22 protein-coding genes are annotated in these 23,478 nt (G+C 44.2%); 6 read left to right on the top strand and 16 right to left on the bottom strand.

What is annotated here, in order from left to right; genetic code table 11:
- Positions 1–2: 2 nt before the first annotated feature.
- From fusA to rpsL, 3 genes are all read right to left on the bottom strand, one after another.
- Entirely contained in the window at positions 3–2,087 is a 2,085-nt protein-coding gene (gene fusA / locus IGI88_RS08040) for an elongation factor G (protein WP_005226900.1), read from the bottom strand.
- Between the two features lie 80 nt (positions 2,088–2,167).
- On the bottom strand, positions 2,168–2,638 hold the full coding sequence (gene rpsG / locus IGI88_RS08035) for a 30S ribosomal protein S7 (protein ID WP_003127957.1): 471 nt from the start codon (positions 2,636–2,638) through the stop codon (positions 2,168–2,170).
- A 70-nt stretch (positions 2,639–2,708) separates the two neighbouring features.
- On the bottom strand, positions 2,709–3,122 hold the full coding sequence (gene rpsL, locus IGI88_RS08030; RefSeq protein ID WP_003127956.1) for a 30S ribosomal protein S12: 414 nt from the start codon (positions 3,120–3,122) through the stop codon (positions 2,709–2,711).
- Between the two features lie 304 nt (positions 3,123–3,426).
- Here rpsL and rpiA point away from each other — a divergent pair, with 304 nt between their 5' ends.
- The 4 genes from rpiA to IGI88_RS08010 all read left to right on the top strand — a co-directional run bounded on the left by rpiA (position 3,427) and on the right by IGI88_RS08010 (position 6,464).
- Positions 3,427–4,101: a ribose-5-phosphate isomerase RpiA gene (rpiA, locus tag IGI88_RS08025; RefSeq protein ID WP_005226875.1), complete on the top strand. Its 675-nt coding sequence runs from the start codon at positions 3,427–3,429 to the stop codon at positions 4,099–4,101.
- 151 nt (positions 4,102–4,252) lie between these two features.
- A complete protein-coding gene (locus tag IGI88_RS08020; RefSeq protein WP_005226873.1) occupies positions 4,253–4,834 on the top strand; it encodes a recombinase family protein in 582 nt (193 codons plus the stop codon).
- A 194-nt stretch (positions 4,835–5,028) separates the two neighbouring features.
- Complete coding sequence (gpmA, locus tag IGI88_RS08015) at positions 5,029–5,715, top strand: 2,3-diphosphoglycerate-dependent phosphoglycerate mutase (RefSeq protein WP_005226871.1); 687 nt, start codon at positions 5,029–5,031, stop codon at positions 5,713–5,715.
- Positions 5,716–5,816: 101 nt separating this feature from the next.
- Complete coding sequence (locus tag IGI88_RS08010; RefSeq protein ID WP_429960338.1) at positions 5,817–6,464, top strand: SGNH/GDSL hydrolase family protein; 648 nt, start codon at positions 5,817–5,819, stop codon at positions 6,462–6,464.
- Positions 6,465–6,516: 52 nt separating this feature from the next.
- Here IGI88_RS08010 and IGI88_RS08005 read toward each other — a convergent pair whose 3' ends face one another.
- The 13 genes from IGI88_RS08005 to IGI88_RS07945 all read right to left on the bottom strand — a co-directional run bounded on the left by IGI88_RS08005 (position 6,517) and on the right by IGI88_RS07945 (position 20,275).
- Entirely contained in the window at positions 6,517–7,704 is a 1,188-nt protein-coding gene (locus IGI88_RS08005) for an iron-containing alcohol dehydrogenase (protein ID WP_429960337.1), read from the bottom strand.
- Between the two features lie 198 nt (positions 7,705–7,902).
- A complete protein-coding gene (gene deoD / locus IGI88_RS08000; protein ID WP_005226852.1) occupies positions 7,903–8,607 on the bottom strand; it encodes a purine-nucleoside phosphorylase in 705 nt (234 codons plus the stop codon).
- Between the two features lie 25 nt (positions 8,608–8,632).
- The gene (locus IGI88_RS07995; RefSeq protein WP_008376402.1) at positions 8,633–9,451 is read right to left on the bottom strand and encodes a purine-nucleoside phosphorylase; all 819 of its coding nucleotides are present in this window, start codon (positions 9,449–9,451) and stop codon (positions 8,633–8,635) included.
- A gap of 10 nt (positions 9,452–9,461) precedes the next feature.
- Positions 9,462–10,628: a phosphopentomutase gene (gene deoB, locus IGI88_RS07990; protein ID WP_005232555.1), complete on the bottom strand. Its 1,167-nt coding sequence runs from the start codon at positions 10,626–10,628 to the stop codon at positions 9,462–9,464.
- 194 nt (positions 10,629–10,822) lie between these two features.
- Positions 10,823–11,776 carry an ABC transporter permease gene (locus IGI88_RS07985; RefSeq protein ID WP_005232556.1) on the bottom strand — a complete coding sequence of 318 codons (954 nt, stop codon included), beginning with the start codon at positions 11,774–11,776 and terminating at the stop codon, positions 10,823–10,825.
- Positions 11,776–12,927: an ABC transporter permease gene (locus tag IGI88_RS07980; RefSeq protein WP_005226844.1), complete on the bottom strand. Its 1,152-nt coding sequence runs from the start codon at positions 12,925–12,927 to the stop codon at positions 11,776–11,778. Before IGI88_RS07980 ends, IGI88_RS07985 begins: the two co-directional genes overlap by 1 nt.
- Complete coding sequence (locus IGI88_RS07975; RefSeq protein ID WP_005232559.1) at positions 12,920–14,530, bottom strand: ABC transporter ATP-binding protein; 1,611 nt, start codon at positions 14,528–14,530, stop codon at positions 12,920–12,922. Before IGI88_RS07975 ends, IGI88_RS07980 begins: the two co-directional genes overlap by 8 nt.
- 137 nt (positions 14,531–14,667) lie before the next feature.
- Entirely contained in the window at positions 14,668–15,786 is a 1,119-nt protein-coding gene (locus tag IGI88_RS07970) for a BMP family lipoprotein (protein WP_034872080.1), read from the bottom strand.
- 63 nt (positions 15,787–15,849) lie between these two features.
- Positions 15,850–16,248, bottom strand: coding sequence for a cytidine deaminase (locus tag IGI88_RS07965; protein WP_005226837.1), 399 nt, complete (start codon positions 16,246–16,248; stop codon positions 15,850–15,852).
- Positions 16,249–16,299: 51 nt separating this feature from the next.
- Positions 16,300–16,962, bottom strand: a complete 663-nt coding sequence (gene deoC / locus IGI88_RS07960) for a deoxyribose-phosphate aldolase (protein ID WP_008376411.1) — start codon at positions 16,960–16,962, stop codon at positions 16,300–16,302.
- 13 nt (positions 16,963–16,975) lie between these two features.
- Complete coding sequence (locus tag IGI88_RS07955) at positions 16,976–18,277, bottom strand: pyrimidine-nucleoside phosphorylase (protein ID WP_429960336.1); 1,302 nt, start codon at positions 18,275–18,277, stop codon at positions 16,976–16,978.
- Between the two features lie 123 nt (positions 18,278–18,400).
- A complete protein-coding gene (locus IGI88_RS07950) occupies positions 18,401–19,420 on the bottom strand; it encodes a LacI family DNA-binding transcriptional regulator (RefSeq protein WP_005226832.1) in 1,020 nt (339 codons plus the stop codon).
- A 249-nt stretch (positions 19,421–19,669) separates the two neighbouring features.
- Positions 19,670–20,275, bottom strand: a complete 606-nt coding sequence (locus IGI88_RS07945) for a class I SAM-dependent methyltransferase (protein WP_429960335.1) — start codon at positions 20,273–20,275, stop codon at positions 19,670–19,672.
- A gap of 336 nt (positions 20,276–20,611) precedes the next feature.
- Between IGI88_RS07945 and coaA the strand changes: the two genes are divergently transcribed.
- Together coaA and guaA are read left to right on the top strand one after the other, a co-directional pair.
- Positions 20,612–21,535 carry a type I pantothenate kinase gene (gene coaA / locus IGI88_RS07940; protein ID WP_005226828.1) on the top strand — a complete coding sequence of 308 codons (924 nt, stop codon included), beginning with the start codon at positions 20,612–20,614 and terminating at the stop codon, positions 21,533–21,535.
- 80 nt (positions 21,536–21,615) lie between these two features.
- The gene (gene guaA, locus IGI88_RS07935; protein WP_429960334.1) at positions 21,616–23,181 is read left to right on the top strand and encodes a glutamine-hydrolyzing GMP synthase; all 1,566 of its coding nucleotides are present in this window, start codon (positions 21,616–21,618) and stop codon (positions 23,179–23,181) included.
- Positions 23,182–23,478: the final 297 nt, after the last annotated feature.

Raw genomic sequence — 23,478 nt, 5'->3', positions numbered from 1 at the left:
AATTATTCAGCTTTGCCGCCGTTTTTCTTGATGATTTCTTCTTGAACAGATTTTGGTACATCTTCATAGTGATCAAATGTCATCATGAACGTACCGCGACCTTGTGTTGATGAACGAAGTGTCGTTGCGTAACCAAACATTTCAGCTAATGGCACGATTGCGTTCACGATTTGTGAGTTACCGTGTGCTTCCATTCCTTCTACGCGTCCACGACGAGCAGTTACGTGACCCATAACATCACCTAAGTAATCTTCTGGTACAGTGATAACTACTTTCATCATTGGTTCAAGAATTACTGGATTTGCTTTCTTCGCTGCAGCACGTAAAGCCATAGAAGCTGCAACACGGAAGGCAGTTTCACTTGAATCGACATCATGGTATGAACCATCATAAAGTTTTGCTTTGATGTCTACTAATGGGTAACCGGCTAAGACACCGTTCGCCATTGAGTCTTCAAGTCCTTTTTCAACTGCTGGGATGTATTCACGAGGAACCACACCACCGACAATCGCGTTTTCGAATTCGAAGCCTTTACCTTCTTCGTTTGGTGTAAATTCGACCCATACGTGACCGTATTGACCTTTACCACCAGACTGACGTACAAATTTACCTTCCGCTTGTGTTGCTGCACGGAATGTTTCACGATAAGAAACTTGAGGCGCACCTACGTTTGCTTCAACTTTAAATTCGCGACGCATACGGTCAACTAAGACGTCCAAGTGAAGTTCTCCCATACCAGCGATAACAGTTTCGCCTGTTTCAGCGTTTGTTTCCACACGGAATGATGGATCTTCTTCAGCAAGTTTTTGTAAAGCAACCCCCATTTTATCTTGGTCAGCTTTTGATTTAGGCTCAACAGCGACTTCGATAACTGGTTCTGGGAATTCGATTGATTCAAGGATTACTGGTGATTTTTCATCACATAGTGTATCCCCAGTTGTTGTGTCTTTCAAACCAACAGCAGCGGCGATATCGCCTGAGTATACTGTTTGGATTTCAGCACGTGTGTTGGCGTGCATTTGTAGGATACGACCGATACGTTCGCGTTTGCCTTTTGAAGCATTCAATACGTATGATCCAGAGTTCAAGATACCTGAATACACACGGAAGAATGTCAAACGACCTACGAATGGGTCAGTCATTACTTTAAATGCTAATGAAGCAAATGGTGCTTCATCGTCAGCCGGACGATCAGTTTCTTCGTCTGTTTTAGGATTGATCCCTTTAATCGCAGGAACATCAAGTGGTGAAGGCAAGTAGTCGATGACTGCATCCAACATCAATTGAACCCCTTTGTTTTTAAAGGCAGATCCACAAAGAACAGGGAAAAAGTCAACAGTCAATGTTGCTTGACGAATACCAGCTTTCAATTCTTCTTCAGTGATTTCTTCACCTTCCAAGAATTTCATCATTAGTTCTTCATCAGTATCAGCAACAGCTTCGATTAATTTTTCGCGCCATTCTTCAGCTAATTCTACATATTCTTCAGGAATTTCAGTCTCTTGGATTTCAGTTCCTAAGTCATTTGTGTAGATTTCAGCTTTCATTTTTACTAAGTCGATAATACCAGTAAAGTCATCTTCCGCACCAATTGGTAATTGGATTGGGTGAGCATTTGCTTGTAAACGATCATGTAAAGTTGATACAGAGTATAAGAAGTCTGCACCAATTTTGTCCATTTTGTTACAGAATACAACACGTGGTACGCGGTAATCTGTCGCTTGACGCCAAACTGTTTCTGTTTGAGGTTCTACACCTGATTGTGAGTCCAACACAGTTACAGCACCATCAAGTACACGCAATGAACGTTGCACTTCGATTGTGAAGTCCACGTGTCCTGGTGTGTCGATGATATTTACGCGGTTTTCTTTCCATTGCGCAGTTGTCGCAGCAGAAGTGATTGTGATCCCACGTTCTTGTTCTTGTTCCATCCAGTCCATTTGAGAAGCACCTTCATGTGTTTCACCAATTTTATGGATTTTACCTGTGTAATAAAGGATACGTTCAGTTGTCGTTGTTTTACCAGCGTCAACGTGGGCCATGATCCCGATATTACGAGTTTTTTCTAGCGAAAATTCTCTTGCCATTCTAGGTTGTTCCCCTCTCATTCTTACTTAACTTAAGCTAAGGTTGTCTCAGTACCTTCCAATAAAAAGCAGTGAGGATCTTACCAACGATAGTGAGCAAATGCGCGGTTGGCTTCCGCCATTTTGTGTGTGTCTTCGCGTTTTTTCACAGAAGCACCAGTGTTGTTTGCTGCATCCATGATTTCTTTTGCAAGACGTTCTTCCATTGTGTGTTCGCCACGCAAACGAGCGTAGTTTACCACCCAACGAAGACCTAGAGTTGTACGACGTTCAGGACGTACTTCTACTGGTACTTGGTAGTTAGAACCACCGACACGGCGAGCTTTAACTTCCAATACAGGCATAATGTTTTTCATTGCTTGTTCGAAAACTTCCAATGGATCATTTCCTGTAGATTCTTTGATAATGCCAAAAGCATTGTAGATAATATTTGCAGCAACACCGCGTTTACCATCAACCATTACACGGTTGATCAAACGAGTTACTAATTTTGAGTTATAAATAGGATCTGGTAAAACATCACGTTTTGCAACAGGACCTTTACGAGGCATCCGTAACTCCTCCTTCCGAGATATCAGTTCTGATTTAAATAAGATTCATTTGATCTGTTTGTCTTAAAGATTAAGCTTTAGGACGTTTTGTACCATATTTAGAACGAGATTGTTTACGATCGTTAACACCGGCAGTATCCAATGCACCACGAACGATATGGTAACGTACCCCTGGTAAGTCTTTTACACGTCCACCACGTAACAAGACCACGCTGTGTTCTTGTAAGTTGTGTCCGATACCTGGAATATAAGCTGTCACTTCAATCAAGTTTGACAAACGAACACGCGCATATTTACGTAGAGCTGAGTTCGGTTTTTTCGGTGTCATAGTTCCCACACGAGTAGCTACCCCACGCTTTTGAGGTGAGTTAACATTCGTTTGAGCTTTCTTGAAACTGTTATATCCTTTGTTCAATGCTGGTGAATTTGATTTTTCAACCTTGGATTTACGAGGTTTACGTACTAATTGATTAATTGTAGGCATCCCTAGTTGTCCTCCTTCCTTGATTCGCTTTATAGTCCCACACATCCAGGTGGTTCTTTTTTTGCGATAAAAAATAATGCATTCTCTGCATTCATATCAACTATGCTTTGATAGACAGTCAGCACGTCTCCAACGAGAGACCTGTAGATAAAGCACCTTTGATAGAATATCATGCTTATTCTTACCTGTCAAGTATCCTCCCAAGCTTTTTTCAAAAGAAATCTGTTACGAAAAAATCCGCAAATTTTGCGCTTCTTCCTATATAATAGAGACAAAGCATTTATTTAAAAAAGGCGGGAAGAAAATGAACCTAAAAGAAATGGTCGGCATTGAAGCGGCTAGTTATGTAAAAGATGGCATGGTCGTTGGCTTGGGCACTGGCTCAACAGCCTACTACATGATTGAAGAACTGGGTCGACGTGTAAAAGAAGAAGGTCTATCGATCACTGGTGTCCCAACTTCTTGGGCATCGAAAAAACAAGCAGAAGGATTAGGTATCCCGATTCGCACCATCGATGAAGTGGACGCTGTGGATCTAACGATCGACGGTGCAGATGAGATCAGCAAGGATTATCATGGCATCAAAGGCGGCGGTGCAGCCCTTTTATTCGAAAAAATCGTGGCGTCTAACTCCAAAAAAGTTTTGTGGATCGTTGATGAATCGAAAATGGTCGAAACACTTGGTGCCTTCCCGTTGCCAGTGGAAGTGATCCCTTATGGCAGCCAACAGCTGTTGCGTCTGTTCGAGAAGAAAAACTACCATCCAAAACTGCGTCTGAATGAAGAAGGCGAACCTTTAAAAACCGATTGCAGCAATTACATCATCGATCTTCATCTAGAAACGATCACCGCTCCTACTGAGTTGGCACAGGAATTAGATGCTACAGTGGGCGTGGTTGAACACGGTCTGTTTTTGGATATGGTTCATACGATCATTGTCGGATTGCCTGAAGGACCGAGTACCAAGCACGTTAGATAAAGGAAACAAAAAAGGAGAAGCAAAAATGCTTCTCTTTTTTTCGTTATTTTTCTTCAATCGACTTAATTTTTATTATTTTTTGTGCAAATTACCCTATCATTTAAGAAATAATTATGATACATTCAATAAAAAGGGAAAGGTAGGAGGGTTTATGAAAATCATAGGCTATGCTCGTTCAACGATCACCGATAACTCAACAAGTGAACAATTAAACAAGCTCGAAGAATTTGGGTGTCATGAATTTTTCCATGAGACATTTAGCGTGGAAGAAAGTGAAGAAAATCATTCATTGGAGTCAGTGGTGGCACAAATGCAGCCCGGTGACACCTTAGTCGTTACGGAACTGCATCGTTTAGGGAAGACGACCAGACAGCTGACCGATCTCACGGATCTATTAAAACAGCGAGAGCTTCATCTGGTTTCACTGGCAGAACAAATCGATACCCGCGGTCCGATGGGACAGGTTTACTTCAATTTGATGGAAGGACTTGCGATCATGGAACGCTCACTCATCAAAGAGCGCACGCTGGTCGGCTTAAATAAAGCCCGCAAAAAAGGCAAAATTGGCGGTCGTCCAAAGATCGATCCAAAAACGATCAAAAAAATCCGTCAATTGTACTACGAAAAAAAAGAAACGATTCAATATATTTCTGAAAAATGCGGTGTTTCTGTAGGTACATGCTATAAATACATAAAATTATCCGAAGAAGAATGGAACAAGTTACGTTCATAGTTGTCGACTCCCCCTAGAACAGCATGAAACAAAAGCGGTCCTCTTTTTAATGATCCCCTTTTGTTTTTCCTTAAGAATGGCGTTTTCCCCCAGCTTTTCCTCCAAAACCATGGAAATTCTTTGAGAAAGAGTGTACAATAAATACGGAATTGAAAATTTCAGAAAAATATCGAATATCTAAAGGAGAGTTTTACATGCCAAAATTAGTATTTTCTCGTCATGGACTAAGCGAATGGAACAAATTAAACCAGTTTACCGGTTGGGCTGATGTTGATCTAGCGCCAGAAGGTGTCGAAGAAGCAATCGAAGGCGGACGTAAAATCAAAGAAGCAGGCATCGAATTTGACGTTGCTTACACATCTGTTTTAACTCGTGCCATCAAAACTTGTAATTACATTTTAGAATATTCTGATCAACTTTGGGTACCAACGATCAAATCATGGCGCTTAAACGAACGTCATTACGGTAAATTACAAGGTTTAAATAAAAAAGAAACTGCTGAAAAATACGGTGACGAACAAGTACACATCTGGCGTCGTTCTTACGATGTTTTACCTCCATTGATGGAAGCTTCAGATGAAGGTTCTGCTGCAAACGACCGTCGTTATGCAATGCTTGACCCTCGCGACGTACCTGGTGGCGAAAACTTAAAAGTTACTTTAGAACGTGCATTGCCTTTCTGGCAAGATGAAATCGCCCCAGCATTAAAAGACGACAAAACTGTCTTAGTTGCGGCTCACGGAAACTCTCTACGTGCATTAGCAAAACATATCGAAGGTATTTCTGACGAAGATATCATGGATCTTGAGATCCCAACTGGTCAACCACTTGTTTATGAATTGAACGATGATTTGACTGTTGCGAAAAAATACTACTTATAAGCCTCGCTTATCGCTGCCCTTTTTAACCAAAGGGCAGTTTTTTTATTGGCATTTTCTCCCCCCTCTTTTATAATTGAGGGCATACTCGAAAGGAGCTTATTATGAAACTAGTCAAAAATGATACCGTTTTATTTTTAGGTGACAGCATCACAGATTGCGATCGTGATCGCCAAGACCCCCACGATTTAGGACATGGGTTTGCCCGTCTCGTTGCCGATCAGCTGGCAGAGAAATTCCCCACTGCGGGCTTTACCTTTTATAACCGCGGGATCGGCGGCAATAAAGCTGCCGATGTCTTAGCCCGTCTCCAAGAAGATTGCCTCCAATTAACGCCTGACGTCTTGGTCTTTATGATTGGGATCAACGACACGTGGCACAATGCCGGTGGTCCCGATTTTGGTTCAGAAGCTGCGGCAACGTCCTTTGAGGCAACCTACCGTCAAATTCTGGAACAAGTGACCCAACAGGGGATCACGCGTATTTTCTTGCTGGAACCTTTTGTATTGCCATATCCTGAAGATCGCCAAACCTGGCGGATCGATCTTGATCCGAAAATCCAAATCGTTCGTCGCTTAGCTGCCGCCTTTCATTGTCAACTGCTGCCGCTGGATGGCTTGTTTGCCGAAGCATCCGTCGCTAGCTCCCCACAGGCACTGACAGGCGATGACGGTGTGCACCCCACTCCTGCAGGACACGCCTTGATTGCGAATCAGCTAATGGCCCGTTTGGCTTTTTCTTCTGAAGGGTAAATAAACAGACCGCTCCGCGACAACCAAGTCGCAGGAACGGTCTTTTTAATGATTAAAGATAGGTTGAAGGAGTCAAGGAATCTTGGTAGATTGCGATCACGTCTTCTTCTTGTAGCGGTACATACGCATTTGTTGCAATAGAGCTGAATTGAACTGCTTGAGCCGCCATTTCAACAAAATGAGTGTCATCGGCGATTCCCACTTCTGGCAAAGTCATCGGAATATCGCAAGAAACAAAAAAGTCATACAGTTTTTGAATCCCCATTCGGGCAGCTAATTCTGGCACTGCTTCTTGGACACCAAAGACTTCTCTGGCAAAACGCGCAAATTTCGGCGCCGTTTCTTCATTCAATACATGAAGCATCCAGCGTGGGGTCAGGATCGCTAAGCCGATGCCATGGGTAATGTCATAAAACGCACTCAACTCATGCTCCATCGCATGACAAGACCATGCACCACCCTTGCCGCTTCCAGTCAAACCATTTAAGGCTAAGGTGCTCGCCCACATCAAATTCGCCCGTGCGTCATAGTCCGAGGGATCCTTTAATGCGATGGGCAGATTTTTAATGACTGCTTTTAGCAATCCTTCTGCTACACCGTCTTGGACATCTGTTCCTTCTGTTTTACTGAAATAATTTTCAATCAGATGGCTCATGATATCCGCTGAACCGGCAGCCGTTTGATAACGACTGACACTAAAGGTCGTTGTTGGATCTAAAAAGGATACTTTCGGTAAAAATTCGGGTCCGTGAACGCCAAGTTTTTGTTTCGTTTCTAGATTAGAGATCACTGCGCCGCGATTCATTTCACTGCCGGTAGCCGCAAGGGTCAAGATCGTTACTAATGGAATTGCTGGTCCTTGATAGCTTCTGGAAAGTACTAAGTCCCAAGGCTCTTGCTCACTGCAAGCCGCCCCAGCAATCACTTTGCTGCAATCAATTACAGAACCGCCGCCAACAGCTAAAATGACGTCGATCTTTTCTGAACGACAAAGAGCGGCTCCTTGACGAACGGTTTCGATTCGTGGATTTGGATCGACACCAGTCAATTCAGTGACTTGATTGCCGTTGGCAGTCAATTGCGCCATGACTGCATCGTACAAGCCGTTTTTCTTGATACTGCCGCCACCATAGACTAGCAAGACGTTTTTTCCAAATGTATTCAGTACTTCTGGCAATTCGTTCAGACGGTCTTTCCCAAAACGAATGTCCGTCGTTACATGAAACGTAAAATTATTCATTGTCTCGTCTCCTTTTTACACCTTTTCTTTTCATTAAACCATTTTCTGGCAAAAGTGCAACGCTTCTTCGTGGCTTTTTGCCAACAAAAAAAGATAACACATTCTCGGTTGCATGCAAACCAATACGATTTGGCTGCTTGCTCTATCAAAAGCAAGCAGCCCTCGCATCGTTCATGCACCGATCCTGTGGTATCTTTTTTACGCGATCGCTGTTTCTAAGCCAACTTTGATCATGTCGTTAAACGTCGTTTGTCTTTCTTCTGGCGTTGTTTCTTCTCCAGTGATGATGTGGTCGCTGACGGTACAGATCGCTAAGGTTTGAACGTGGAATTTCGCCCCTAAATAGTATAAGGCTGCGGCTTCCATCTCAACACCCATCACTCCAAGGTCTGCCAACTGTAACGTTTCCGTCATGTCATCTTTGTAGAAGGTATCTTCAGATAAGATGTTGCCGACGTGGGTCGTAAATCCTGATTCAATCGCTGTATCATAGGCTTTACGCAGCAGTGCAAAGTCAGCGATTGGTGGGAAATGGAAACTTTGGAAGTTTTTTGCCACCATCGAGGAACTTGTTGCTGCCGCTTGGGCAATCACAAGATCACGCACATGGACATCTTTTGAGATGGCACCACACGTACCGACCCGAATCAATTTCTTCACGCCGTAAGAGTTGATCAATTCATGGGCATAGATGCTCGCTGAAGGCATGCCCATGCCGGTTCCTTGGACAGAGACCCGCTCGCCCTTATAAACGCCTGTATAGCCCAACATTCCCCGAACATTGTTGTAACAGATCGGGTCTTCTAAAAATGTTTCAGCAATATATTTTGCCCGCAGTGGATCACCTGGTAACAAGATTTTGTCTGCGATCTCGCCTGCTTTTGCTTCGATATGAACGCTCATTCGTTTTTCTCCTTTGGTCTGCTTTTTATAGTACTGCTAACGTTTCTTTGATCAACGCTTTAAATTCTGCCTTGACCCGTTCCGTCGTTTCCACGACTTCTTCGTGATTCAAGCTCGCTTGCATACCAGCAGCCAAGTTTGTGATGCAAGAAACACCTAAGACTTTCAAGCCACTGTGAACAGCAACGATCACTTCTGGGACAGTCGACATACCGACAGCATCGGCACCGATCGTCCGAGCAAAGCGGATCTCTGCTGGCGTTTCATACGTAGGACCTGAGAAGCCCATATAGACGCCTTCTTTTAAGTGCAATCCTTTTGATGCGCCAACTTTTTGTGCCGCTTCCCGATAAGGCAAATGGTAAGCTTGGCTCATATCTGGGAAACGTGGACCCATTTCTTCTTCGTTTTCACCAATCAGTGGGTTGTCCCCCATAAAGTTGATTTGATCGGTGATCAACATCAAGTCTCCAGGCTGGAAGCTTTCGTTCACACCGCCACAGGCATTGGTCACGACTAAGGAATGAGCTTTCAATGCCGCCATCACACGGACGGGGTAAGTGACCGTCTGCATCGAATGGCCTTCATAATAATGGAATCGTCCTTGCATCGCTAAGACTTTTTTCCCAGCTAATGTTCCATAGACCAATTGTCCAGCATGACCGACCACTGTCGAAACAGGAAAATGCGGGATATCGTTATAAGGCAACACGATTGGGTTTTCGATCTCATCGGCTAATTCCCCTAAGCCAGAACCTAAAATCAAGCCAAATTCCACTTCACCGACGCCGCTTCCTTTGATAAATGCCGTTGTTTCTTGTAATTTCTCATGTAACGTTGTCATTTCATCACCTCTAGTTTAAATGTTTTAAAAAGCTAGTTCCGTTTTCTGTAGCTGAAACACCAAAGTTTTCAGCGATCGTTGCGGAAATATCCGCATAGTAGCCTTGTGGCAATTTTCCTTGGCCTTGGAATTTCTTGCTGTACGCTAGTAATGGCACATATTCTCTCGTGTGATCCGTTCCTGTAAAGGTTGGGTCATTGCCGTGGTCAGCTGTGATCAACAGCAGATCCTCGTCTCCCATTGCTTCTAAGAGTTCTGGAATACGCAAATCAAAATCTTCAATGGCGTGGGCATACCCTACGACATCGCGACGGTGACCATAAAGCGCATCGAAGTCAACCAAGTTCGTAAAGCTTAGACCCGTAAAGTCTTGTTTCATCACTTTCAGTAATTGATCCACACCGTCCATATTGCTCTTCGTCCGTACAGAATCGGTGATTCCTTGCCCGTTGAAGATATCATTGATTTTCCCAACGGCGATCACGTCTTTTCCAGCTTCTTTCAATGAATCTAACACTGTATGGCCAAATGGATCGAGTGCGTAGTCATGACGATTGCTCGTACGAGTAAAGTTTCCAGGCTCACCGACATAAGGACGCGCGATGATGCGGCCGATCATATACGGCTCATCTTTCGTGATATCCCGAACGTACTGACAAATACGATACAATTCTTCTAATGGAATGATTTCCTCATGAGCGGCGATCTGCAACACTGGGTCAGCCGAAGTGTAAACGATCAGATCCCCGGTCTTCATTTGATGTTCGCCAAAGTCATCAATGACTGCTGTCCCAGAATACGGCGCATTGCAGACGATTTTGCGTCCAGAGAACGCTTCGATCTGTTGCAATAATTCATCGGGAAACCCATCTGGAAATACGCGGAAAGGCTTTTGGATATTCAAGCCCATGATCTCCCAGTGACCCGTCATCGTATCTTTCCCAACAGAAACTTCTTCCAATTTGGTTGCATACCCATCATGGTCAGCTACCGCCTTTACGCCTTCTAAAGGACGAATCGTACCTAGGCCTAATTGTTCCAAGTGAGGGATCGTTAAGCCTGCTTCTTTTGCAATATGGCCTAATGTATCTGAACCGACATCACCAAAAGCTGCCGCATCAGGTGCTTCACCAATTCCGACTGAATCCATCACGATCAAGTGTACACGTTTAAACATTCTATTCCCTACTTTCTTTATTTTATGCTTTTACAAGCGGATCTACTACCTCTATCATACTAAACTTAAGCAAAAATTGCGCTGGGTTGCTTTGGAAATTTCCTGACGCTTTCCTTTCACCCAGAGGATAGAAAAAGGGCAGGACACAGCAACACATTCATGTCCCATAGCCCCACCCTTTCATACTGAAAAAATTATTTAGATTTAATGTAGTTCTTCCCGTTAGCTTTCGGACCAGCAGCTTTTCCAAGGAAAAGAACGAGCACGATGATCGTCAAGGCATAAGGCGCAGCTTGTAAGTAAACTGCTGGAATGGAAGAGATGATTGGCAGCTGGCCACCTACGATACTGATGTTTTGCGCGAAACCGAAGAAAATCGCTGCTCCCATCGCACCAAGTGGATTCCATTTACCAAAGATCATCGCAGCCATCGAGATAAACCCTTGACCGGCGATCGTTGTCACAGCAAAGCGACCCGCGATCGATTGAGCAAACAAGGCACCGCCCATCCCACCAAGGAATCCAGAGATCAAGACGCCTGAGTAACGCATCACGTAAACATTGATCCCTAAGGTATCAGCTGCTTGAGGATGCTCACCGACAGAACGAAGACGCAACCCAAAGCGTGTTTTGAAAATCACGAACCACGCGATCACTGAGATCAAAATAGCGAAGTACGCCGGTAAGAACGTTTGATTAAAGAAAATCGGGCCAATGATAGGAATATCTTTAAGAATCGGGAAATTGAAATACCCCAATGTCCGTTGGATGTTATCGGTTTGCCCTTTGTTGTAGATCGCTTTAACTAAGAACACGGCCAAAGCTGGTGCCATCAAGTTCATCACCGTACCACTGATGATGTGGTCTGCACGGAAGTTGATGGTTGCCACCGCATGCAGCAAGGAGAAAACCACACCGACAAGTCCGCCGACGAGCATCCCTAACCACGGTGTCCACGCACCAAATTGTGACGCAAATTCAATATTGAAAACAATCGAGCTAAAAGCACCCATAACCATGATTCCTTCAAGACCCACGTTAACGATCCCGCTTCGCTCTGAGAACACGCCACCTAGCGCCGTCAAAATCAGAGGAGACGCATAAATCAATGTTTGAGTGACGATCGAAGAAATTAAACTAATATCCATTAGATGGTTCCTCCTTCCTGATCTTGATCGTTTGGTTGGGCTTCAATCTCCTGTACGACCAGCGCTTCTTTTTTGCCGTCAAAGATTTTTGCCAACAAGAAACGAATCACAAAACTGATCGCTACGAAGAAAATAATAATTGCGATATTAACATCAACTAATTCAGATGGAATACCTGCAAACTGCATGCCTTGTCCACCTAATTTCAAAATACTGAACAAGAGGGCTGAAAGCAAGATTCCGATCGATGAGCCGCTTCCTAACAAGGATACAGCCATACCGTCAAACCCGATGCTTAATGATGACCCTTGAACGAAGAAGTTTTCAAACGTTCCTAGTCCTTGAACGACTCCACCTAATCCGGCAAGTGTTCCAGAGATGATCATGGAGATAATGATCGTCCGTTTGCTACTCATCCCAGCATATTCAGAAGCGCTTGGGTTCAAGCCCACCGCGCGGATCTCATAACCAAGAGTGGTTTTTTTCATCAAGAACCAAACCAAAACTAAGAAGATTAAAGCTAAGAAGATCCCCAAGTTCAAGCGAGAGTTGCTCGTGATGCTTGCTAGAAACGGGGTCTGCATGGAGGCATTTTCCCCCACCATTTTCGTGACCCCTTTTGTCGTGATCATGGATTCGCTCATCACATTATTGACTAAATGGTTCCCCGTATAAAGCAAGATATAGTTCATCATGATCGTCACGATGACTTCACTCGTACCAAAGAATGCCCGTAGGAACCCAGGAATCGCAGCTGCGATCGCCCCGCATAACGCCCCTACGATCACGGCTAATGGCAAGACCACCAACCGAGGCGCATCCGGCATCGCTAGTGCGACCCAGATACTGGCAACCCAACCTGCTAGCGCTTGACCAGAAAGACCGATATTGAAGAATCCCGCTGAGTTTGCAACGGCAAATCCAAGAGCGGTAAAGATCAATGGTCCTGCTGTAACAAAAATCTCACCAATGTTGCGGGCATTTAACCCACCTGTTTGTCCGTTGATAAAAACGGTCCGGAACATTTGTGTATACCCTGTGATCGGGCTGTAGCCGAAGGCCGCCATGATGATTCCGCCAAGGACGAATCCCAACAAGACAGCGATGATCGGCACTAATATATTGCGGATCTTTTCTTTGCGGTTATTCAACCGAACCACCTACTTCCTCCATTTGCAGCTCTCGTCTTGCTTCCTCCAAGGAGTACCCTGCCATCAACAAGCCAAGCTCTTTCTCTGATGTTTCTTTCGGATCAACGACCCCAACGATCTCACCAGCATGAATAACAGCAATGCGGTCTGATACATTCAAAATTTCATCTAATTCAAAGCTGACTAATAAAACAGCTTTGAACTTATCCCGTTGTTCAATCAAGCGTTTGTGGATAAATTCGATCGCTCCGACATCCAACCCACGGGTCGGATTGGCAACGATCAATAGATCAGGATCGCGGCTGATTTCTCGTGCGATAATCGCTTTTTGTTGATTCCCGCCGGACAATGCCCGTGCCGGTACGATCTCATTGACTGTTCGTACATCAAATTCTTGAATCAAGTCACGAGCAAACTCGTTGATCTCTCCATAATCCAAGACACCTGCATTACTCAAAGGTTTTTTGTAGTAGGTTTGCAAGGCGATGTTTTCTGATAACATCATATCCAAGACAAGCCCGTATTTATGGCGGTCTTCTGGCACATGACCAACGCCGGCTTCGGTGACTTTCCGAGGCTTGAAGTTGGTGATGTCATCGCCATTCAGCAAGACCTTGCCGCTTTCGACTTTCCGTAAACCAGTGATGGCTTGTAACAGCTCTGATTGCCCATTGCCATCGATACCAGCAATCCCCAATACTTCACCTGCACGTACTTCTAAGCTTAAGTTTTTGACTGCTTCTAAGCCACGGTTTTCTTTTACAACTAAGTTTTCAACAGAAAGCACGACTTCTTTTGGTGACGCCTCTTTCTTCGGTGTCTTGAAGGACACAGAACGACCAACCATCATATCGGCCAACTGTTGGGAGCTGACGTCTTTGACATTGACAGTGCCGATCCCTTGCCCCCGACGGATAACTGTACAGCGGTCTGCCACCGCTTTGATCTCATCCAGTTTGTGGGTGATCAAGATGATCGATTTCCCTTCACGCACCAATCCGCGCATGATCTCGATCAGCTCTTCGATTTCTTGCGGTGTCAAAACTGCCGTTGGTTCATCAAAAATCAGTACATCTGCGCCGCGGTAAAGAGTTTTCAAGATCTCTACCCGTTGTTCCATCCCGACAGAGATGTCACGCACATAGGCATCTGGATCAACCGATAAACCATATTGTTCAGAAACTTTTTTGATTTCTTTGCGGGCTTTCTTGCGATCTAACACACCGAGATGATGGGGTTCGCTTCCCAAAATGATATTTTCTGTTACAGTAAAGGCGTCTACCAGCATGAAATGCTGATGCACCATACCGATCCCCAATTTGTTTGCTGCGGTCGGACTCGTGATATTCACTTTTTCACCATTCATCCAGATTTCACCAGATGTTGGTTCCAATAATCCTGACAACATATTCATCAAGGTCGACTTGCCCGCTCCATTTTCACCAAGCAATGCGTGGATTTCTCCTGGCCTTACTTGCAAGTTGACATCGTCATTGGCTTTGAACGTTCCAAACTCTTTGGTGATATGACGCATTTCTACAACATATTTTTCCTCAGCCAAATTACTCACATCCTTACTTTCTAATTCGCTTATACAAACCATTCGTCATGTCAAAAAAATAATTGCTATTGCTTAGGATGATTACTATCCTCATGAAAACCCGTAGCTTTCATCAACATAGTAATCCAACAACGATCATCTTGCCCTAGGCTAGGGCAAGATAACCGAAAAGAACCACTTTATTTTTCAGGTGTTTCTGGTACTTCTACTTTGCCGTCGATCACGTCTTGTTTCGCTGTTTCGATCGCTGCTTTGGCATCATCTGAAAGGAACCCTTCAGTAATGTCTACACCGCCATCTTTCAAGCCGTAAACAATGTGTTCGCCGCCAGGGAAGTTATCTTCTAACGCACGAGTTGAGATATCTTGTACCGCTGCGCCAACACCTTTCAATGTTGAAGCCAGTGTGAAGTTATCTTCTTTGCCGTCAGCAGTTGTGAATTTTCCTTCGTCTTGTTGATCGCTATCCACACCGATGACCCAAACTTTTTTGTCTTCTAGGTCTGCTTCGTTCAATTGTTCGTTGATTGCTTTTGCTTCTTGGAAGACACCTGCACCAGTACCGCCAGATGCGTGGAAGATTACGTCAGCGCCGCCTTGATACATTGAAGCTGCCAATGCTTTTCCTTTGGCAGGATCACCAAATGATGCTGCATATTGAGAATCAATGGTAATTTCTTTGCCTAGTTTTTCAGCTGCGTCTTGAACACCCTTTGTGAAACCAGCTTCGAAACGGTCGATAACGACGCCTTCTTCACCACCGATGAAGCCGACTTTGTTTGTTTTGGTTGTATAAGCTGCAGCATAACCAGCTAAGTAAGCTGCTTCATTATCTTTAAATGTTGCTGAAACAACGTTGTCTTTGCCTTCGATCACATCATCGATGATCCCGAATTGTGTATCAGGGTTTTGGTCAGCTGCTGCTGCGATTGAATCTTTCAATAAGTAACCCACACCGAAAATCGTTTTGAAACCATTTTGAACGGCACCATTTACGTTTGTTGTGTATTCTGATGCTTCATTTGATTGCACGTAGTCATAACCACCAGCACCGCGAGCGATCCCGTGTTCTTCCCCCCATGCTTCTAAGCCTTCCCATGCGGATTGGTTGAATGAACGGTCATCCACCCCGCCGATATCGGTAACGATTGCGACACTATGCGCTGCATCAGTCGTACCGTCTGCAGAACCGCCACCAGTTGAATCAGTTGAACCTGAATTTCCTCCGCCACAAGCACCAAGTAAAGTCAACCCAGCTACTGCAACAATACCTAAACTAAATAATTTTGCTTTTTTCATTGCTGTAAAGCCCCCTAAAAATATAGTTTTTTTCAACAGCCGCATCGACTGAATGAACATGGTTTATAAATCTTTGTTCGTAAAGTAATAAGGCAATAGGCCTTCTACCGTGGTTTCTTTGATCACACCATCATCGCCGACTAAGGTCACCGGCATATCTGGCGCACAAAATTCCACCATGACCTGGCGGCAAGCACCGCAAGGAGAGATCGGTTCTGGCGTATGACCCGCCACAACCAAATGTTGAAACTCTTTTTCGCCTTCAGAAACGGCTTTGAAAAAAGCCGTTCGTTCTGCGCAATTTGTTAAGCCATATGAGGCATTTTCAATGTTGATCCCTTGATATATCGTCCCATTTTTGGCAACGAGACAAGCACCGACCGGAAACTTAGAGTACGGCACATACGCTTTATCTAAGGCGGAAACGGCGGTGTCGATCCACTCTTTTTTCGCTATTGTCATTGTCTTCCCCGCTCTTGTTTTTAATTTTTGCTACTTCACTTAATGCTAGGCTTAATAGCCAGCACCTGTTGAGCCAGTCACGATGGCAACACTTGCGCTTGTTCCTAAGCGGTTTGCGCCCGCTTCGACCATAGCTGCCGCTTCTGCTTCGTTGTGGATACCACCGGAAGCTTTGACACCCATTTCTGGTCCTACAGTTTCACGCATCAAGCGAACATCTTCAATGACTGCCCCACCAGTTGAAAAGCCAGTTGAGGTTTTCACGAAATCTGCACCGGCTGCTTTGGCTAATTCACAGGCTTTGACGATTTCTTCGTTGTCTAATAACGCTGTTTCAATGATTACTTTGACAAGCGCTTTGTCTTTGGCCGCTTCAACGACTGCTTCGATGTCTGCTTGAACTTTTTTGTATTGTTTTGATTTCAAGGCACCTACGTTGATTACCATATCGACTTCATCTGCGCCATTTTTGATCGCATCTGTTGTTTCATAAGCTTTGACTTCAGATGTGTTTGCCCCTAAAGGAAAGCCGATCACGGTACAAACAGCCGTTGGTTCGCCTTGTAATTTTTCTGCCGCTAATGAAACCCACGTTGGATTGATGCAGACAGAATAAAAGTGATAGGTTTTTGCCTCTTCGATGATTCGTAAAACATCTTCCTCCGTTGCGTCTGCTTTCAAAATCGTGTGGTCGATCATGCGATTCAATTCCATTTTTATTCGCTCCTTATTCTGTAATAATGTCATGGATCAATGGCGGTTCTGCGCCATCTTCCCCAATTTCAATATTTTGGTCGATCAATGCTTTGACATCCTCGATTGCTTCGGTATTGCTGTAGATCGTCAATAGCGATTCTCCTTCAGTTACTGATTCGCCAACTTTCTTATGCAATTTGATGCCCACTGCATGGTCGATGTCTTCGTCTTTGGTCTTACGACCTGCCCCTAACATCATCGCCGCGATCCCTAGCTCATTGGCAACTAATTTCGTCACCACGCCACTAGTTTTCGCTGGGACTTCCACTTCATATTTCGCTGTCAAAATCTTGCTCGGGTCATCGATCACTGAAGCGTCTCCGCCTTGGTCTGTGATCATCTGTCTGAATTTTTCTAACGCTTTGCCTGAATGCAAGGCTTCTTCCAACAGTTGGCGTGCTTCTTCCAATGAATCAGCTTTTTTCGCTAAAACGACCATTTGGCTGCCCAGTGCATAGCACATTTCTTCCAAGTCTTTCGGTCCTTTTCCTTGCAGTGTCTCAATAGCTTCCACCACTTCCAAACTGTTCCCGATCGCTTCCCCTAGAGGTTGTGACATATCAGAAATGACTGCCATCGTTTGGCGATTTGCCAATTTTCCGATGCGGACCATCGTTTGGGCTAAGCGTTTGGCATCCTCCAAGTTTTTCATAAAGGCGCCATCGCCTGTGGTTACATCTAACACGATCGCATCGGCACCTGCCGCGATTTTTTTACTCATGATCGAGCTGGCGATCAATGGGATCGAACTAACCGTTGCCGTCACATCTCGTAAGGCATACAGTTTTTTGTCCGCAGGAGCTAAATCTCCTGATTGACCGATCACGGCCACTTTACTTTCGTTGACTAATCGGATAAAGTCGGCTTCAGAAAGCTCGATTTTAAATCCAGGGATCGCTTCAAGCTTGTCTAACGTCCCTCCGGTATAGCCTAAGCCGCGGCCAGACATTTTCGCAACCGGTACGCCAACACTAGCCACTAATGGCGCTAGGATCAACGTGGTCGTATCACCAACACCACCAGTCGAATGCTTATCGACTTTGATTCCTTCAATTGAGGATAGGTCGATCACTTCACCAGAATTTGCCATTGCTAGCGTTAAGTTCGTGATCTCTTCATCTGTCATATCTACATAAAAAATAGCCATCAACAAGGCACTCATTTGATAATCTGGAATACTATCTTCAGTATACGCAGTTACAATGTAGTCAATTTCTTCCTTCGTTAATGACTTGCCGTCACGTTTCTTTTCAATTAAATCCACCATTCGCATCGAAATGACCCTCGCTTCCTTTAACATTATACAATAATTTTTCGTAGGGTAAACCACTTTAGTAAAACAGTTTACTAAATATCGCAAAACTATGAAAACACTTACAAGAAGAAATATACCGCATTATTTCTCGCTTGTCAATGTCTTCACGCTCTCACGAATAATTAATTTTGTATCAAAAATCTTATTTGGAATTCGCCGTGTCGGAAACTCAATGGCGTCCACTAAAAACTTTGCTGCGGTAAAACCGATCTCAAAGGTCGGCTGCATGACCGTGGTAAGCGGTGGTGTGATGTATTCCGATAATTTCAAGGCATCAAAGCCGATCACCGAATAGTCTTCTGGTACTTTTTTGCCCGCCTCATAAATCGCTTGATAACAGCCGATCGCCATGGCGTCGTTACCGCAGAAGAATGCTGTGATCTCTTTGTACTTTAATAATTCCTTCGTTGCTTCGTACCCGCCGGTAACCGTTAATTCAGCATTTTCTACATATCGGCCTTTAAAAGGGATCTGATGATCCTTCAAGGCATGGCGATAGCCATTGAACCGTTCCTCTAATTGATAGTAGCCGGTGATTTCTTTGAGCATCGCAATGTTGCGGTGACCGTTTTTGATCAAATAACTGACGGCTTGGTAGGCACCTTCGTATTCTTTCACGATTAAACGACCATTGTCCCGCTGATTGATCCCGCGATCGACTAAAATAATTGGTCGGTCATCAAAGAACCCGCTCTTCAAGGAATAATCCTCCGGCAGTAAATGCGGCGTCGCTAATAAGATACCATCTACCGAACGATGAGACAGTTCATTCAAATATTGAACCTCTTTTTCTTGGCTGTGGCGCGAATTGCATAACACTAGCATGTAACCTAGTGGATTGAAATAACTTTCCGCCCCTTCAATGACTTTAGAGAAAAAGAAATCCGTCACATCAGGCACGATCATTCCGATCGTTTTTGAATGGCGGTTGATAAGATTCGAAGCAAAAAAATCCGGCTTATAGTGATATTTATTTACGATATCTAAGACCCGCTTCCGGGTTTCTTCACTAAAACGGCTGCCTTTATTGTTTAGGATCTGCGACACGGTCGTGACAGAGACGCCAGCCATTTCAGCAATCTGTTTAATCGTCAATTTCATCTGCTTCTCTCCTCTCTTGCCTAAAGTGTAGCAAATTTTTCTCAAAAAAAATAGCACACTTTCAACAAGTGTGCGACTTTCTTTTTCGTTGATCAAAAATAGTCCGATGTTACAGACAGCTGATTAACCGACGCTGCAATTGCCCGAAAGGCTGCTGGCAATAGGCTTTTTGAGAAACCAACTGCCCAGTTGCCACTAACCAGCGCTTGCCTTGGCGATGCCTTTGATCTGTTGAGAATCAAAGAGCAGCTACGCTTCTTTTACGCTTTGAATGATGTAATAGCCTTTGTCTTTTTTGATGATTGCGGCATTGCCAAAGGTCTCTTGCATTTTCTTTTGAGCACTCGGCGCCCCTTGTTTCTTTTGGATCACGATCGTTAAAGTTCCCCCTGTTTTTAGTAGCGGAAACGCCCCCGTCAAAATCTCATGAACGACTTCTTTTCCTGCCCGAATCGGCGGATTGCTGAGGATCGCCGCATAAGCAGGTTGATTTAATTGGGCATAGATATTGGATTGATGGATATCTACCTGTTCAATGCCGTTACGCTGGGCATTGCCTTTTGCCAAATCCACTGCCCGCTGATTGATATCGATCATCTCGACAGGTCGCTGACTTGCATAAGCCAACGATAAGCCAACAGGACCATAGCCACACCCAACGTCTAGCAGACTTCCTTCTGGCAGCTCCGCCCACTCAAACGCATCGATCAGCACCCGCGAGCCGTAGTCCACCGTGTCTCGGGAAAACACCCCGCTATCTGTCACAAAATGAAAGTTCTTTCCTCTTAATTCAAACGACCACTGTTCAAAATCATGGGCCGTATCAGGATTTTCTGTATAGTAGTGATTACTCATGTTTATGCTCCTTTCTTCTATTCCCTTTTCGCTTGTTTTTTCTACTGGCTTCTACTGGTTTTTTCCTTGTTTCTTCTATTTGAACGAGTGAACATAGTGAAAACACCAGTAAAAAGGCGTGCAAGATTTGTCTGCTGTTTCTTTCTAATCATACCGAAAAACAGCCAGAAGTAAACGCCCAGCAAAAAAAACAACGAAAAAACAGTTTTTTGTTGTTTCTGCAAAGGAAATCATGTCTTTTTTCCAAGTTCTGCGGGTTTCTATGGTAAAATACTTTCGAACAGTGGCCTATCGCTTCTAATAAAAATCGATGATGCCGCAAAAAAGGAGCCTACTATGCAAGAAACCATGAATTTTTATCAAATTCCTCGTGAGCAATGGCAAGGGTTTTATACGAACGGCATGATGCCTTTCACTCAAGAAGAATTGGATAATATCAAAAGTTTGAACGACCGGATCTCGGTCCAAGATGTGGAAGATGTTTACGTGCCTTTATGCCATCTGATCCATCTTTATATGAAAGAGTTTGAATCATTGACCCTCAGCAAGGGACTCTTTTTACACCGCTATGTTAAAATGCCGCCTTTTATCATCGGCATCGCTGGAAGTGTCGCCGTCGGCAAAAGCACCACCGCACGACTCGTCCAAAATTTGTTGGCCCGTTTGTTTCCCCGTAGAACCGTCCAACTGATCACCACTGACGGCTTTTTGTACCCGAACGAAGTCTTGGAGGAACGCGGCAGCTTGAATCGCAAAGGATTTCCAGAAAGTTATGATATGGAAGCCTTGATCAACTTTTTGAATGCGGTCAAATCAGGAGAACCAGACATTCAGATCCCCGTCTACTCCCATGAAGTCTACAATATTATTCCTGATACGTATGAAACGATCAGTCAACCAGATATCTTGATTGTGGAAGGCATCAATACCCTGCAATTGCCTGCCAACCAACAAATCTATATCAGTGACTTTTTTGATTTTTCAATTTTCGTGGATGCCCAACCGGCACTGATCGAAAAATGGTATTTGGAACGATTTGAATCATTACTAGACACTGCCTTTCAAGATCCCAGCAATTATTATTACCAATATGCGATCGGGGATCGCAAGGAAGCGATTAAAATGGCAAAAGAAGTATGGAAAAATGTGAATTTAAAGAATTTACACGAGTATATCTTGCCTACACGCAGCAGAGCCGATATAATTCTTCATAAAACAAAGCACCATTTGATCGATGAAGTGTTCTTGCGTAAGTATTGACCGCTTCATTTTTATAATTATGCTGTTGAAAAGGCCCAGCCTTTTTTCAATAAAAACTAAAAGAATTGAGGTAATTTATTGTGACAAACGTTGACACTTTGCCAAACGTCGAAAAAATTATCGTACTTGATTACGGTAGTCAGTACAACCAGCTGATTACACGCCGTATTCGTGAGTTCGGTGTTTTCTCAGAATTATTGAGCCACCGCATTACCGCTGAAGAAGTAAAAGCGATGAATCCAAAAGGGATCATCTTATCTGGCGGACCAAACAGCGTCTACGACGAGAGCTCTTTCGGCATCGACGAGAAAATTTTTGATTTAGGCATCCCAGTTTTAGGGATCTGTTACGGCATGCAGTTGATTACTTATAAATTAGGCGGAACAGTTGAACCAGCCAAAAACCGTGAATACGGCAAAGCAGAATTGGAAGTCACTTCTGATGCAGCGGCCCTTTTCCAAAACACGCCCGCAACCCAAACCGTGTGGATGAGCCACGGGGATTTGGTCACTCAAGCACCTGCAGGCTTTGACGTTGTGGCGACGAGCAAAGATTGCCCGATTGCTTCTATCCAAGATGCAGAACGCAAAATGTACGGTATCCAATTCCACGCAGAAGTTCGCCATTCAGAATACGGCAACGACTTATTGCGTCACTTTGCCATTGACGTTTGTCAATGTACAGGTGATTGGACAATGGACAACTTCATTGATATGGAAATCGCAAAAATTCGCGACCAAGTGGGCGACAAAAAAGTCTTGCTTGGTCTTTCCGGCGGGGTCGATTCTTCTGTCGTTGGTGTTCTTTTACAAAAAGCGATTGGCGATCAACTGACTTGTATTTTTGTTGACCACGGCCTCTTGCGTAAAGGGGAAGCCGAGCAAGTAATGGAAAGCTTAGGCGGCAAATTCGGCTTGAACATCATCAAAGTTGATGCCAAAGAACGTTTCCTATCAAAACTTGCTGGGGTTTCTGATCCTGAAGAAAAACGCAAGATCATCGGGAATGAATTCGTGTATGTCTTCGATGATGAAGCAACCAAACTAGCTGGCGATGAAGGCGTTTCTTTCCTTGCCCAAGGAACCCTTTATACCGACGTCATCGAATCAGGAACCGAAACTGCTCAAACCATCAAATCACACCACAATGTGGGTGGGTTACCTGAAGACATGCAATTCAAATTGATCGAACCATTGAACACCTTGTTCAAAGACGAAGTCCGTGAATTAGGGACTCAACTTGGCATGCCAGACAGCATCGTATGGCGCCAACCATTCCCTGGACCAGGTCTAGGTATTCGTGTCCTTGGCGAATTGACAGAAGAAAAACTAACGATCGTCCGCGACTCGGACGCAATCTTGCGGGAAGAAATCGCAAATGCCGGCTTAGATCGCGACATTTGGCAATACTTCACCGTCTTACCAGGCATCCGCTCCGTCGGTGTCATGGGTGATGGCCGGACCTACGATTATACCGTCGGCATTCGTGCAGTCACTTCAATCGATGGCATGACCGCTGACTTTGCCCGCATCCCATGGGAAGTCCTACAAAAAATCAGCGTCCGCATCGTCAACGAAGTCGCACACGTTAATCGGATCGTGTATGATATTACGAGTAAACCACCTGCTACTGTGGAGTGGGAATAAAGTAGCAACCTCACTTGGTTGCGAAATATTGATTTAACAGTTTTTTAGTTCACTTGGAATGGATAACAATGACCTGTTTTACCTAGGTTCACCACCAAAATCCCGTCAGATTTCTCTGACGGGATTTTTGATTTAGGCTTAATCTGACAACCCTTTTGGGAAAATACGATAAGAAATTGTTGATTCTCGTTAACTACGTTAATCCCAATAGTGGGACTAACGCTCATATTGGAAATCAGATACGATAAAATAAGCTTAAATGCTTTTATTGCCTAAGTTTCTATAGAAGGTTTTTAT

The sequence above is a fragment of the Enterococcus sp. AZ179 genome (assembly GCF_050498885.1).
GTDB classification, from domain to species: domain Bacteria; phylum Bacillota; class Bacilli; order Lactobacillales; family Enterococcaceae; genus Enterococcus_D; species Enterococcus_D entomosocium.
Note: the sequence above shows the minus strand (reverse complement) of the source record. Positions and strands in the feature narration are given on the sequence as shown.

Coding starts and splice junctions, on each gene's coding strand:
- IGI88_RS07985 (WP_005232556.1), bottom strand. CDS start 11,776: ATGGATATTAGTTTAATTTCTTCGATCGTCACTCAAACATTGATTTAT.
- IGI88_RS07945 (WP_429960335.1), bottom strand. CDS start 20,275: ATGAGTAATCACTACTATACAGAAAATCCTGATACGGCCCATGATTTT.
- IGI88_RS07965 (WP_005226837.1), bottom strand. CDS start 16,248: ATGACAATAGCGAAAAAAGAGTGGATCGACACCGCCGTTTCCGCCTTA.
- IGI88_RS07995 (WP_008376402.1), bottom strand. CDS start 9,451: ATGACAACGTTACATGAGAAATTACAAGAAACAACGGCATTTATCAAA.
- IGI88_RS07955 (WP_429960336.1), bottom strand. CDS start 18,277: ATGCGAATGGTGGATTTAATTGAAAAGAAACGTGACGGCAAGTCATTA.
- IGI88_RS08010 (WP_429960338.1), top strand. CDS start 5,817: ATGAAACTAGTCAAAAATGATACCGTTTTATTTTTAGGTGACAGCATC.
- IGI88_RS08020 (WP_005226873.1), top strand. CDS start 4,253: ATGAAAATCATAGGCTATGCTCGTTCAACGATCACCGATAACTCAACA.
- rpsG (WP_003127957.1), bottom strand. CDS start 2,638: ATGCCTCGTAAAGGTCCTGTTGCAAAACGTGATGTTTTACCAGATCCT.
- IGI88_RS07975 (WP_005232559.1), bottom strand. CDS start 14,530: ATGGTTTGTATAAGCGAATTAGAAAGTAAGGATGTGAGTAATTTGGCT.
- IGI88_RS08005 (WP_429960337.1), bottom strand. CDS start 7,704: ATGAATAATTTTACGTTTCATGTAACGACGGACATTCGTTTTGGGAAA.
- rpiA (WP_005226875.1), top strand. CDS start 3,427: ATGAACCTAAAAGAAATGGTCGGCATTGAAGCGGCTAGTTATGTAAAA.
- fusA (WP_005226900.1), bottom strand. CDS start 2,087: ATGGCAAGAGAATTTTCGCTAGAAAAAACTCGTAATATCGGGATCATG.
- IGI88_RS07950 (WP_005226832.1), bottom strand. CDS start 19,420: ATGAAATTGACGATTAAACAGATTGCTGAAATGGCTGGCGTCTCTGTC.
- gpmA (WP_005226871.1), top strand. CDS start 5,029: ATGCCAAAATTAGTATTTTCTCGTCATGGACTAAGCGAATGGAACAAA.
- deoB (WP_005232555.1), bottom strand. CDS start 10,628: ATGTTTAAACGTGTACACTTGATCGTGATGGATTCAGTCGGAATTGGT.
- deoD (WP_005226852.1), bottom strand. CDS start 8,607: ATGAGCGTTCATATCGAAGCAAAAGCAGGCGAGATCGCAGACAAAATC.
- coaA (WP_005226828.1), top strand. CDS start 20,612: ATGCAAGAAACCATGAATTTTTATCAAATTCCTCGTGAGCAATGGCAA.
- IGI88_RS07970 (WP_034872080.1), bottom strand. CDS start 15,786: ATGAAAAAAGCAAAATTATTTAGTTTAGGTATTGTTGCAGTAGCTGGG.
- deoC (WP_008376411.1), bottom strand. CDS start 16,962: ATGGAATTGAATCGCATGATCGACCACACGATTTTGAAAGCAGACGCA.
- rpsL (WP_003127956.1), bottom strand. CDS start 3,122: ATGCCTACAATTAATCAATTAGTACGTAAACCTCGTAAATCCAAGGTT.